Annotated in this window: 12 protein-coding genes and 1 pseudogene; 5 read left to right on the top strand and 8 right to left on the bottom strand. The window is 63.3% G+C overall.

Annotated elements, in window-relative coordinates:
* Positions 1-26: 26 nt before the first annotated feature.
* The gene (locus tag ACG873_RS08290) at positions 27-959 is read right to left on the bottom strand and encodes a LysR family transcriptional regulator (RefSeq protein WP_394891288.1); all 933 of its coding nucleotides are present in this window, start codon (positions 957-959) and stop codon (positions 27-29) included.
* A 93-nt stretch (positions 960-1,052) separates the two neighbouring features.
* Here ACG873_RS08290 and ACG873_RS08285 point away from each other — a divergent pair, with 93 nt between their 5' ends.
* The gene (locus tag ACG873_RS08285; protein WP_394891287.1) at positions 1,053-1,877 is read left to right on the top strand and encodes an NAD(P)H-dependent oxidoreductase; all 825 of its coding nucleotides are present in this window, start codon (positions 1,053-1,055) and stop codon (positions 1,875-1,877) included.
* 169 nt (positions 1,878-2,046) lie between these two features.
* Here the strand turns inward: ACG873_RS08285 and ACG873_RS08280 are convergent, their stop codons facing one another.
* Both ACG873_RS08280 and ACG873_RS08275 read right to left on the bottom strand, forming a co-directional pair.
* Positions 2,047-2,526, bottom strand: coding sequence for a VOC family protein (locus ACG873_RS08280; RefSeq protein WP_394891286.1), 480 nt, complete (start codon positions 2,524-2,526; stop codon positions 2,047-2,049).
* Positions 2,527-2,692: 166 nt separating this feature from the next.
* Entirely contained in the window at positions 2,693-3,367 is a 675-nt protein-coding gene (locus ACG873_RS08275) for a protein-L-isoaspartate(D-aspartate) O-methyltransferase (protein WP_394891285.1), read from the bottom strand.
* A 123-nt stretch (positions 3,368-3,490) separates the two neighbouring features.
* On the opposite strand from ACG873_RS08275, the gene ACG873_RS08270 reads away from it, so the two are divergent.
* Together ACG873_RS08270 and ACG873_RS08265 are read left to right on the top strand one after the other, a co-directional pair.
* Positions 3,491-3,877, top strand: coding sequence for an ArsR/SmtB family transcription factor (locus ACG873_RS08270; RefSeq protein ID WP_394891284.1), 387 nt, complete (start codon positions 3,491-3,493; stop codon positions 3,875-3,877).
* Positions 3,867-4,346 carry an SRPBCC family protein gene (locus ACG873_RS08265; protein ID WP_394891283.1) on the top strand — a complete coding sequence of 160 codons (480 nt, stop codon included), beginning with the start codon at positions 3,867-3,869 and terminating at the stop codon, positions 4,344-4,346. The genes ACG873_RS08270 and ACG873_RS08265 overlap by 11 nt, the downstream gene beginning before the upstream one ends.
* Positions 4,347-4,520: 174 nt before the next feature.
* Here ACG873_RS08265 and ACG873_RS08260 read toward each other — a convergent pair whose 3' ends face one another.
* Both ACG873_RS08260 and ACG873_RS08255 read right to left on the bottom strand, forming a co-directional pair.
* Positions 4,521-5,099 (bottom strand): hypothetical protein, encoded by a 579-nt coding sequence (locus tag ACG873_RS08260; RefSeq protein ID WP_394891282.1) that lies wholly within the window; start codon positions 5,097-5,099, stop codon positions 4,521-4,523.
* A gap of 172 nt (positions 5,100-5,271) precedes the next feature.
* Positions 5,272-6,264, bottom strand: coding sequence for a pyridoxal phosphate-dependent aminotransferase (locus tag ACG873_RS08255; RefSeq protein WP_394891281.1), 993 nt, complete (start codon positions 6,262-6,264; stop codon positions 5,272-5,274).
* Positions 6,265-6,578: 314 nt separating this feature from the next.
* Between ACG873_RS08255 and ACG873_RS08250 the strand changes: the two genes are divergently transcribed.
* A complete protein-coding gene (locus ACG873_RS08250; protein ID WP_394891280.1) occupies positions 6,579-6,734 on the top strand; it encodes a hypothetical protein in 156 nt (51 codons plus the stop codon).
* Between the two features lie 99 nt (positions 6,735-6,833).
* On the opposite strand, the gene ACG873_RS08245 is transcribed toward ACG873_RS08250, so the two are convergent.
* Positions 6,834-7,238: a transposase gene (locus ACG873_RS08245; RefSeq protein ID WP_394891279.1), complete on the bottom strand. Its 405-nt coding sequence runs from the start codon at positions 7,236-7,238 to the stop codon at positions 6,834-6,836.
* A 621-nt stretch (positions 7,239-7,859) separates the two neighbouring features.
* Between ACG873_RS08245 and ACG873_RS08240 the strand changes: the two are divergent.
* Positions 7,860-9,255 (top strand): annotated as a pseudogene (locus tag ACG873_RS08240) (MFS transporter).
* Positions 9,256-9,302: 47 nt separating this feature from the next.
* Here ACG873_RS08240 and ACG873_RS08235 read toward each other — a convergent pair.
* Together ACG873_RS08235 and ACG873_RS08230 are read right to left on the bottom strand one after the other, a co-directional pair.
* Complete coding sequence (locus tag ACG873_RS08235) at positions 9,303-10,016, bottom strand: RlmE family RNA methyltransferase (protein WP_394891278.1); 714 nt, start codon at positions 10,014-10,016, stop codon at positions 9,303-9,305.
* Positions 10,013-11,374 (bottom strand): Ppx/GppA phosphatase family protein, encoded by a 1,362-nt coding sequence (locus tag ACG873_RS08230; protein ID WP_394891277.1) that lies wholly within the window; start codon positions 11,372-11,374, stop codon positions 10,013-10,015. The genes ACG873_RS08235 and ACG873_RS08230 overlap by 4 nt, the downstream gene beginning before the upstream one ends.
* Positions 11,375-11,390: the final 16 nt, after the last annotated feature.

Raw genomic sequence — 11,390 nt, 5'->3', positions numbered from 1 at the left:
GCCGACAGAGCAGTGATGCTCGCGAGCTAACGCGTCGGCCGTGGCTGCGCGATCCCCGGGATGCCGCCAATCTGCTCAGCGAGAAAGTCGATCAGCAGTCGGACCCGAGCAATGCCCGCACGCTCCGGGACAATCAGCATGCTCAGCGGGACGGGAGGCAGCGTATAGTTCAGCAGAATCGCTTCGAGGCGGCCGGCCGCCAAGAGATCGTCGACGAGCCAGTGATGGGCAGGTGCGATGCCGCGCCCAGCGACAAGGGCTTCACGCGCGGCAAGCCCGTGGTCCACCCGAAATCGTCCTGCGAAGGGCACGTCATGGCGTTCGCCGTCCGGCCCCTGCAGGACGAGGATGTCGCTCCCCGCCACGTTCGTCATCCGGATGCCTTCATGGCCACCTAGGTCCTGCGGAGCAGCCGGTCTCCCTCGCGCCGCGAGATAGTCTGGTGCGGCCACAAGCAGACGCCGGGAAAGACCGAGAGCCCGCAGTTTCACGGAACTGTCGGTGAGCGGACCCAGCCGAAGCGCGATGTCGACCCCCTCCCGGACAAGATCGATGCGCTCGTCCGTGAGGCTGAGGTCGACCCCGATATCGGGATAGCGGTCCTGAAACGCGAAGATCAGCCGGCTGAGATGCAAGACCCCGAAGGCCCCCGTGCAGGATATCCGGATTGTGCCGGCAGGCGCTCCACGCGTGCCCCGCGCTTCATCGCGGGCCTGTTCCACGAGCCGCAGGATCTGAACGCTGTTGGCATAATAGCGGCTGCCTTCATCAGTCATCGTGACACGCCGAGTGGTCCTGCTGAGCAAAGGCACGCCGACAGCCTCCTCTAGCTCTCGAAGATGTCGCGTTATCGTCGACTGCCCAACTCCGAGCTCGCGCGCGACCGCTGACAGGCTCCCGCGCTCGGAGACGCGGACGAAGGTTCGCATGCGTTCAAGCGTGATGTCGGATTTATCCATTTTTCGGCATGATCCTATGCATTATCTACATCTAGTGGATCATTATTGGGCCGTCTACCTGAAGGGGTAATTTCTCATCACTGGAGCTAACCCATGAAAGTCCTGCTTGTCTTCGCTCATCCCGAACAGCGCTCGCTCAATGCCGCGCTCCGCGACGTCGCCATCAAGGAACTCGAGACGCAAGGTCACGAGGTGCGGGTGTCGGACCTCTATGCCGACAGCTGGAAGCCGCATGTCGACCGCGCCGACTTTCCCTTGTTGACGCAGGACGCGCGGTTCATACCGGTCGCGGCCTCAAAGGACGCCTTTGCCGCCGACTCTCTGACCGAAGATGTCAGAGCCGAGATCGAGAAGCTTCTATGGGCCGACATCCTGATCCTCCAGTTCCCCCTCTGGTGGTTTTCCATGCCGGCCATCCTCAAAGGCTGGGTCGATCGGGTGTTCGCATACGGATTCGCTTATGGCGTCGGCGAGCATAGTGATAAGCGATGGGGTGACCGCTACGGTGAGGGAACTTTGGCGGGGAGGCGCGCAATGTTGATCGTAACCGCCGGCGGCTGGGAGGAGCATTACGCCGCTCGCGGGGTCAACGGGCCGATCGACGACCTGCTGTTCCCGATCAATCATGGGATCCTCTACTATCCGGGCTACGACGTCCTTCCGCCGTTCGTCGTTTACAGGGTAGATCGTCTCGATGAAGCTGATTTCGAGCCGATAGCCCGGCACCTCCGCGAAAGGATGCGGACGCTCGCGACCACCCCGCCCATTCCGTATCGCCAGCAGAATGGCGGCGATTACTTGATTCCGAGCATGCAGCTTCGCCCCGACTTGGGCGATCCGGGTGCGACCGGCGTGGCGCTTCACGTGGACGGCGGCGAGGCTTCGCGGGCAAAGCGTGACGAGGTGGCTTACGGCTGACTGCTACTGCGCAACGCCTTCGCCTCCAGGCTCGCTGTTGGAGGCGGCGGCGTTGCGTTGCTTGCGTTCAGAAATGAGCGGCCTGGGCGAAGGTAGTTCATCCAGTCGTTCCAGAAACAAGCGGCAGCTTTATCTTATAGACCGGACGTCGGCCGACAGGTGCCGAGCGTCAGCCGCGCCGCGCCGCCTCGATCGCCGCGACGTCGATTTTCCTCATGGTCATCATGGCGTCGAACGCCCGCTTCGCTTCGTCGCCGCCAGCCGCCAGGGCGTCAATCAGGACGCGCGGAGTGATTTGCCAGGAAACGCCCCATCTGTCCTTGCACCAGCCGCACGCGCTCTCCTGGCCGCCATTGCCGACGACGGCATTCCAGTAGCGGTCGGTCTCCTCCTGATCGTCGGTGGCGATCTGGAACGAGAAGGCTTCGTTGTGCTTGAAGGCGGGACCCCCGTTGAGGCCGAGACAAGGAATGCCCGCAACCGTGAAGTCGACCGTCAACACTTCGCCCTCCTTGCCGGCCGGGTAGTCGCCGGGCGCACGTTGCACGGCGCCCACCGAACTGTCAGGAAACGTCTCGGCGTAGAAGCGGGCGGCAGCCTCGGCGTCCTTGTCGTACCAGAGGCAGATCGTGTTCTTGGCAACTGCCATTGCGTGTTCCTTTCGCTTTGAAGTCTAGATGTTAGCTCTCTTCCGAAATAGATAGTCAACCGATTTTCTCCACCCGGAAGCGTTCGTCTCGCCAACGCTGACGCGCGAAATTCCGGCGATCGGCATGGCGACCGGAAGGCGCGGTTGGCCGGATTTCCGCACTCCATCAGACCGTTTCGAGCCGGCTGAACCGAACCGGGATGAGTTTCCGAGTCTTGAGTTGCCCCGCCGCATCCTTGTCGATGACGGTCAGCAACTGCGCGTCTTCAGATCCCACAGGCAGAACCAGGCGTCCCCCCGGCTTGAGCTGCTCAAGCAAAGCCGGAGGCGCACGGTCGGCCGCGACCGCGACAAGAATCTTGTCGAATGGTGCGTGCTCAGGCCAGCCGCGCGACCCGTCTCCGACGCGAATGCCGATATTGGAGAAGCCGAGGCTCTGCAGCAGAGCCTCGGCGTGGCTTGCGAATTCCTCGATGATTTCGACGCTCCAGATTTGCCCGGCGAGTTCCGCGAGGATTGCGGTTTGGTAGCCCAGGCCGGTGCCGATCTCGAGCACTGCCTCGTGCGGCTGTGGGGCCAGGAGATCGGTCATGAGAGCGACGATGAAGGGCTGCGAGATGGTTTTATCGAAGCCGATCGGCAGCGGCATGTCCTGGTAGGCATAAGGCGCAACCGAGGCTGGCACGAAGCGATGCCGCGGCACCCGCCGTATCGCCGCCATCACGCGTTCATCGAGCGCGGCCTTGCCGAGTTCTTCGCTTGCAAGGTCGGCATGGATTGCAATCATCTCGACCATGTGCCGGCGCAGAACCGCGAGATGCTCTTCGGTCATTCGCTTCATGAGGGTGGGGTCTCCTCGACCAGCCTGCTCGCAGATAGCCTTACATCCTGTTTGTCTTGTCACAAGTAACGCCCGCCATCGAACAGGAAAGTAGCGGATGAAACCGCGCTTCACCGATTTTGTTTGCCATATGGTGAACCTTTGTCTATAGTTCACCACATGGAGAACTATCGAACGCCACTCGATGCCGCATTCCACGCGCTTTCCGACCCCACCAGAAGAGCGGTCATCAGCCGCCTGACAAAGAGTCCCGCACCCGTCAAGGAATTGGCGGAGCCATTCGATATGGGGCTCCCAGCCTTCCTGAAGCACCTGCGGGTGCTTGAGGAGAGCGGACTTATAACGACCGAAAAGACCGGCCGCACCCGCACTTGCCAGGTGAAGATCGGGCGGTTGGCGGAGGCCGAGTCATGGCTTTCCGAGCAGCGCGCGCTTTGGCAGGCCAGAACGGATCGGCTTGCAGACTATGTCGAAACCCAAATGTCACGGGACAATGAAAATGACGGTTGAAAACACTGAGCTTACAATCTCACGCTTAATCAGCGCTCCGCCGGCCACCGTCTGGAAGGCATGGAGCAGGCCCGAGCATCTTGCGAAATGGTGGATACCCGATCCCATCGAATGCAAGGTCATCAAACTGGACCTGCGCCCGGGCGGCGGCTTCGAGACGAAGATGCGCGAGGGCGGTGGCGAATTCCAGCCGCATGTCGAAGGCTGTTTTCTGGACATAGTCCCCGAAAAGCGCCTCGTGTTCACCACGGCGCTCGCCGAGGGTTGGCGGCCGACGGAACCTTGGCTGGCGCTGACCGCGATCATCACGTTCGAGGCGGAGGGACAGGGCACCCGGTATTCGGCCCGCGTGCTGCACAGAAATGCCGCCGACAGCCGCAAGCACGACGAGATGGGGTTTCAGGAAGGCTGGGGCGCCGCGCTCAACCAGCTCGCGGCCCTTTGCGGAGCGCCTGGAATGAAGCCGTAATCGGGAACCGAGGTGGAACGCACCGCAGAAGGTCCGCCGCACCAGGTAAATCGCGGGCTCGGAGAAACGGTCGGGCTCCTCCACGCCGGTGGACGTCTTTCCGCGGCCGCTCGAAAATGTAAAAGCCCCGTTCGCGGGCGGCGAGGCGTCACCCGAACGGCCGATGAACGAAAATTACCCGCACTGAATGGTCAGGCCGTCAAACTCGGAGCAGCCCGGTCGCTCCACGACCGGACAGCCCGCCTCGTTGGTCGCATACAGTTTTCCGCCCGGCCTGCCAGCGAGTTCGGGATTGGGGTCGAAGCCCGGGCCTACCACGAGCGGCCGATCGGGCAGCACGTCCTGATCCAGGGACGAAGCCATCGTCGTCGCCAACGTCTGCACCACCGAGCCATCCGCTCCCTCGATCCTGATTGACACCCTGTAAGGCTTGTCCTTCTTCACGCAGCGGAGCGGCGGGCTTTCGATCATCGTTTTATCGGTCATCGGCCAGATTTTCTTCCTGACCACGAGCGGCTCGCCGCCGGCAGGGTTTTCAAAGGCGGCAACCACGGTCTGGCCTTCCCCGACCGGCTGGAGCGGCTTCAGATTAAGACGGTAGGTCGCGGTGGCGACACGATAATTGAAGACGAAGAGCTTGCCGTCGATTTCGAAGTATTCGCCTTCGCCTCCCGTGTCCCGGCAGGCGGCGAGCGCCAAAAGCCCCGCAAAAAGGGCCGACGTGACAAGCCGGACTTTGCGTTTGTCAGGCATGGTGGTGCTCCTTGCGAGCAAGCCGCCAGGAAACCCGTGCCGTGTCCAGGAAACAGCCGTACCGTCAAATTTAGCAGGGCAGATTGCGTTCGACAAGTTAGAGCCGGAGGTCCAGCCCTTGATCAGGCTGGAGACGAAACTGTCGCGAAATCAAGAGTTTCGCGACACTGGTTCATCCCAATATCTCTTTGAGGGCCCTCACAAGCCGATCGCATTCAGCGTCGGTTCCAATGCTGATGCGGAGGAAATCCCGAATTCGCTCCGTGGGAAAATGCCGTACCAGAATTGCCCGGCTTCGTAGCTGCGCGCTCAAGTCAGCGCCTGATCTATGCGGATGTCTCACAAACAGAAAATTTGCGGATGAAGGAAGCACGTCGAAGCCGAGCCCTCGCAGGGCGGCCGCCAAGTTGTGCCGGGTTGCAATTATCAGATCGCGATCCCGTTCGAACCAGCCTCGATCTTCCCAGGCGGCGACGGCGCCCGCCAAGGCAAGCCGATCGAGAGGATATGAATTGAAGCTGTCCTTGACCCTCTCCAGAGCTTCGATCAGCGGCCTTTGGCCTATTGCAAAGCCGATCCGGAGGCCGGCAAGGCTGCGTGATTTCGAAAAAGTCTGGATGACAAGAAGATTCTCGTGTTTCCGCACGAGCGGAACGGCGCTCGTGCCGCCGAAATCCACATAGGCTTCGTCTATGACCACGACCTTGTCGGGGTGCTCCCCGATCAAGGCTTCTATTTCCGCCGGCGGCAGCGCAATTCCGGTTGGAGCATTGGGATTGGGGAGGATGATGGCGCCGCAAAGCTGCCCGTAATCCCCAATCCTGACCTGGAAATCTTCATCGAGGGGCACTTCGTTGAACCGGATGCCATAGAGGCGGCAGTGGGTTCGATAAAAACTGTACGTGATGTCCGGAAAAAGCAGGGGAAGATCATGGTTCAGGAGCGCCTGAAAGGTGCGCGCCAAAACCTCATCCGACCCGTTTCCGACAAAGACCTCGTTCGGGTCGACGCTATGGCTTTGCGCGATTGCTGTGCGCAACCGCAAAGCGGTCGGCTCAGGATAGGGGCGAAGAGTATCGTTCAGCTGCTCCGAGATAGCGGCTAGCGCGCCAGGTGATGGGCCATAGGGATTCTCGTTGGTGTTCAGCTTGACCACATCGGGCATGGACGGCTGCTCGCCCGCTGCATACGGGGTCAACGTATGGACGAGTGGACTCAGAAACGGCTCACTTTGCCTTCCAACGAGTTCTATCGCGAAAATCAGGATTAAAAGGGGACGGCTTCGCACCCGACTTTTGCTATGTCGCAGAAATAGCATTTCGCGACAACGTTTTGCCGCTCACCCGATGCGCTGGATTGTCATAGGCCGTAGATTGGCTATCGCAGGCTCTTTCGGCGCGCGGCCTTCGACATTCCCTCTTGCCTCTGCGTCGCCACGGTGCCTTCATCCAGCCCCAAAGCCATCCTACCCGCCGTTTCATGAACCTCCCGCCCACCGCAATCCTTGCCGGCCTCATCCTGCTCGCCGCCTGCGCCACCCCGGCGCCCGAGCCGCAGGGCGACGCGCCGCCCGAACCGGTCCCCGCCGGCATCACCCCGCTGACGCAGGAGCAGGACGAGCTTTTGGCGCAGTAACGCGCTTCGCTCCTGCTCCAGGGTGACGAAAGACAGAAAGGCCGCAGCTAATCACAGACGCCTGCGATTGGCGGTGTCCGCTTTTCTTTTCTTTCGTCATCAACTCTGAGGAATTGCGTCACGGAGCCTTGCGTTTAGGGTCACGACGATCTTTCGCATGACGGCTGCGATTGCGACCATTGGCTTTTTGCCGTTTGCGATGAGGCGTTTGTAGAAAGCGGCGAACTCACCCTTTCCTGCGGCGGCGCGCAGAGCTGGCATGAACAGTGTGGTTCTGACGTCGGGGCGTCCGCCACGGATTTTGCGGTAGCCTTTCTTCAAGCCGCTGTCATTGGGATGCGGTGCGACGCCGGCAAGCGCTGCAGCCTTTCGGCGTGTCATGGAACCGAGTTCGGGCAATATAGCGAGCAACTTGGCCGCCACGATCGGGCCGAGGCTGTCCATGGCGGTGCATATAGCTGCGCGCTGTCTGAGCGTGGCGCTGTTGGCGATCAGCTCGCGCATGGCGGCCCGTCTGTCAGCATCTGTCAGGAATGTTTTCCCAAGCTTTGTCCACACCCTCCCCTGATGCCCGCATACTCCATCCCGGCAGCTTGCTGGTGGGAACGGGTGTGCACGACCGGCATCCAGGCAAGTGTGGCGCCGGAGATGTTCCCCGCATGGTCGCGCGGGGCGCTCCGGCCCCGGGTCGAACCTGTGCGCCCGCTCCTTGTCCCAGATTACCGGGACAGGGCATGGGCCGGGAGCGGCAAGGGGAGAAAACGCCGGCGGCGCATGGCAGCGCGTCACTAAATTAAATTGATTAGGCGTCGCTGCCATGCGCCGCTTCCCACACCCCGGCTTCGGGAAGAAGCGCGGGAACGCTTCCGCGCGCCCTCAAACATGGAGAAAACCGATCCATGCCCCCGGCCCTCCCGCACCCCCTTCACCGTCTCGGCTCCCCTCGCCACCTCTACCACGCTGCGCTGGGAGAGGAGCGCCGAAGCCGCGCTCCTCTCCCCTGCCCGCCCTATCTGGACCAACCGAAGCGAGGCAAAAATCGACGACAGCGAGCGGCATTCGTGATACCCGCCCTGATTGCCGGCAGCCCCGCCCGGCAGCCGGCAATCACATCCGGAATATGCCTTGAAACGCACCATCCCGCTCATCCTCGCGGTCGCCCTGTTCATGGAGAACATGGATTCGACGGTGATCTCGACCTCGCTGCCGGCGATAGCCGCAGACATCGGGACCAGCCCGATCGCGCTCAAGCTGGCGCTGACCGCCTACCTCGTATCTCTAGCGATCTTCATCCCGATCAGCGGCTGGATGGGCGACAAATTCGGCGCAAAACGCATCTTCCGCATTGCTATCGCGGTGTTCGTCCTGGGATCGGTCGCCTGTGCCGCAGCGGGTTCGCTCGGCGCATTCGTCGGCGCGCGCTTCCTGCAGGGCATGGGCGGCGCGATGATGACGCCGCTCGCCCGCCTCGTCCTGGTGCGCGCCACGCCGCGGCGCGAACTCGTCGCGGCAATGGCCTGGCTCACAATACCTGGCCTGATCGGCCCCCTGGTCGGACCGCCGATTGGCGGCTTCATCACCACCTATTTCAGCTGGCACTGGATCTTTCTCATCAATGTGCCGATCGGGCTTGCCGGCATCTGGCTGGCGGGGCGCTTCCTCCCCGATGTCGAGCTTGCAGGCAGCCCTCCCCTCGACTTTCTTGGCTTCCTCCTCTCGGCGGTCGCCGCCTCGGGAATCGTCTTTGGCCTTTCGGTGGTGAGCCTGCCGGCGCTGCCGCCCTTCGTCGGCATCGTCACGCTGCTCATAGGTGTCGCCGCAGGCCTTCTCTACGTCCGCCATGCACGCCGCACGGCACACCCGATCCTGGACCTCAGCCTCTTCCGGATACCGGTATTTCGCGCCGCCATCAGCGGCGGCTCGATCTTCCGCATCGGCAACGGCGCGGTTGCCATTCCTGCTGCCGCTGATGTTCCAGCTCGGCTTCGGCATGACGCCCTTCCAGTCCGGCATGCTGACCTTCGCTTCCGCGCTCGGCGCGATCGCGATGAAATTCCTGGCCTCGGCGATGCTCAGAATTGGCGGCTTCCGCACCGTGCTGATCGCGGCCGTGCTGCTCGCCGCCTGCTTCGTCGCCGCCAACGGGCTGTTCACGCCGCAGACCTCGGCCGCGATCATCATACCCGTCCTGATCGGCGCCGGCTTCCTGCGCTCGCTGTTCTTCACCGCGGCCAACGCCCTGGTGTTCGCCGATGTCGAGGACCGCGACGCCAGCCAGGCGACTGCAATCGCGGCAGCCTCCCAGCAGGTCAGCATCGCGCTGGGCGTCGCCATCGGCGGCGGCATATTGGAGGCGACCGCGCTGCTTACGGGAGAGGCGGTCGGCGCCGCGGCTTTTTCGACGGCATTCTTCATGGTCGCCGCAATCACTGCGTTGTCGGTGATACCGTTCATGCGGCTGAGCGCGGAAGCCGGCAATGCGGTGTCGGGGCATCGCCTGCGCGATCCCGATGCCGGCTAGCCGCCGCAATAATCGTGGCGCTTGCTCCGCTACACGCCAGGCGTCGCTCAACCCTCGGCGGCCGCTCGTCCCTTGAAACCTTTGGCGAGCAGGTAGAGCTCTGCCGATTCCTCGCGCGAGGCCGGCGGCTTGACGTGGTGCACCGAGCGGAAGTTCTGCTTCAGCATGGTGAGAACGCTGTTTTCGGTGCCGCCCTGAAAAGTCTTGGCAAGGAAATGGCCGCCCGGCTTCAGCACCGAAACGGCGAAATCGGCCGCCACCTCGCACAGATGCATGGTGCGGATATGGTCGGTCTGGCGATGGCCGGTGGTCGGCGCGGCCATGTCGGAGAGCACGATGTCCGGCGGCCCGCCGAGCGCCTCGGCAAGCTTCTCCGGCGCATCCTCCTCCAGAAAATCCATCAGCAGCACCGGCGCGCCCGGCACCGCGTCCATCTCCAGATAGTCGATGCCGACGACATTGGGATGCTCCGGCGTGGATTTTGTCCGCGCCGCGGCGACCTGGCACCAGCCGCCGGGCGCCGCGCCCAGGTCGATGACGCGCATGCCCGGCTTCAGGAGGTGGTGCTTGTCGTCGATCTCGATCAGCTTGTAGGCCGCCCGCGAGCGATAGCCGGCAGCCTTCGAGCGCTGCACATAGGGGTCGTTCATGTGGCGCTCGAGCCATCGTCGCGACGATTCCTTCAGCCCGCTCTTCTTTTTGACCCGCGTCTTCAGGACGCGGATGCCGCCCGAACCGGATTTTCCCGGTGTTTTGGTCATGGTCGCGTTCCGTTCCGCCAGTTGCGCCGCCACACGCCGTCGTCGGCCATCAATTCGCTCAAAATACCCTCGCGCAGGCCGCGGTCGGCGACGCGCAGGCGTTCCGACGGCCAGACGCGGCGGATCGCCTCGAGGATGGCGCAGCCGGCCAGCACCAGGTCGGCGCGGTCGGCCCCGATGCAGGCGTTGGCCACGCGCGCCTGGAAGTCCCAGCCGAGCAGCTTTTCGATCATCAAATCGACATTGGCATTGTCCATCCAAAGCCCGTCGACGCGGCGGCGGTCGTATCTTTCGAGCCCGAGATGCACGCCGGCCAGCGTCGTCACCGTCCCGGATGTCCCCAGCAGATGGAAGCGCGACGCTTTCATCAGATGGTTGATCCTGTCGCGACCTTCGAAAGCCTGCAGCATGCCGGTCACGTCGGCAACCATCGCCTCGAACACCTGGCGCGTCACGTCGCGGCCGCCGAATCGCTCGGCGAGCGAGACCACGCCGACCGGCAGCGAGGTCCACGACACGATATGGTTGGCGAGCCGCGGCGACCTCTGCCCGGAAATGTCGATCAGCGCGATCTCGGACGAGCCGCCGCCAATGTCGAAGAGCACGACCGCGTCCGTGTCGCGCTCGACCAGCGAGCCGCAGCCCGACACGGCGAGCCGCGCCTCGGTGCGGCGATCGATGATCTCCAGCTTCAGAGCGGCCTCCGCCTCGACGCGTGCCAGGAACTCGACGCCGTTTTCGGCGGAGCGGCAGGCCTCGGTGGCTATAAGCCTCGCACGCCTGATCGAGCGGCTGGCAAGCTTTTCGCTACAGATCTTCAGCGCCTCGACGGCGCGGTCCATCGCCGGCCGGCTCAGCCGCCCGGTCGACGAAAGCCCCTCGCCCAGCCGCACGATGCGCGAAAACGCGTCGATGACGCGGAACTGGCCCGGCTTCGCCGGCACCGCGACCAGCAGCCGGCAATTGTTGGTGCCGAGGTCGAGCGCGGCAAAAACCGGCAGGTCGTCGTTGAAGCGTCTGCGCGGCGGCTGCACAGCCTCCTTGACGGGCGGCGCGATGCTCGCCGCGCCGTTCGGATGCAACTCGATCCGTTCGGCGGGCGCGGCCGTTTCAGCCGGGTTCGGGCGCACGCCGTCGCGCGCAAAAACCTTGCGCCCGCGCTTGCGCTTGCGCCGCTTCTTCCCTTTGCCTGGCTGCTGCTGGGCGACGCCGCCCGCCTGTCCGTCACCGGATCCGGCGCCCGCCAAGGGGCGATGTTTCCGCTTGGCGGTGAAGCCGTTCATGCCGCCACGCTGCGGCCGAAAGCTTCTGGACGCGCCCGCTTCCGGCGCATCTGCGCCGTCGTCGGGATCTTTCACCTTCAATGTCCTTCCC

The organism is Allomesorhizobium aridi (assembly GCF_043769475.1).
In the GTDB taxonomy this organism is placed as follows: Bacteria; Pseudomonadota; Alphaproteobacteria; order Rhizobiales; family Rhizobiaceae; genus Allomesorhizobium.
The sequence above is the reverse complement of the archived record's forward strand: the minus strand, read 5'-3'. Positions and strand labels throughout refer to the sequence as shown.

What these genes read in the sequence shown, in the direction of transcription:
- ACG873_RS08235 (WP_394891278.1), bottom strand. Translation starts at nt 10,016, where the DNA reads ATGACCAAAACACCGGGAAAATCCGGTTCGGGCGGCATCCGCGTCCTG.
- ACG873_RS08255 (WP_394891281.1), bottom strand. Translation starts at nt 6,264, where the DNA reads ATGCCCGATGTGGTCAAGCTGAACACCAACGAGAATCCCTATGGCCCA.
- ACG873_RS08280 (WP_394891286.1), bottom strand. Translation starts at nt 2,526, where the DNA reads ATGGCAGTTGCCAAGAACACGATCTGCCTCTGGTACGACAAGGACGCC.
- ACG873_RS08275 (WP_394891285.1), bottom strand. Translation starts at nt 3,367, where the DNA reads ATGAAGCGAATGACCGAAGAGCATCTCGCGGTTCTGCGCCGGCACATG.
- ACG873_RS08245 (WP_394891279.1), bottom strand. Translation starts at nt 7,238, where the DNA reads ATGCGCGAGCTGATCGCCAACAGCGCCACGCTCAGACAGCGCGCAGCT.
- ACG873_RS08265 (WP_394891283.1), top strand. Translation starts at nt 3,867, where the DNA reads ATGACGGTTGAAAACACTGAGCTTACAATCTCACGCTTAATCAGCGCT.
- ACG873_RS08250 (WP_394891280.1), top strand. Translation starts at nt 6,579, where the DNA reads ATGAACCTCCCGCCCACCGCAATCCTTGCCGGCCTCATCCTGCTCGCC.
- ACG873_RS08285 (WP_394891287.1), top strand. Translation starts at nt 1,053, where the DNA reads ATGAAAGTCCTGCTTGTCTTCGCTCATCCCGAACAGCGCTCGCTCAAT.
- ACG873_RS08290 (WP_394891288.1), bottom strand. Translation starts at nt 959, where the DNA reads ATGGATAAATCCGACATCACGCTTGAACGCATGCGAACCTTCGTCCGC.
- ACG873_RS08260 (WP_394891282.1), bottom strand. Translation starts at nt 5,099, where the DNA reads ATGCCTGACAAACGCAAAGTCCGGCTTGTCACGTCGGCCCTTTTTGCG.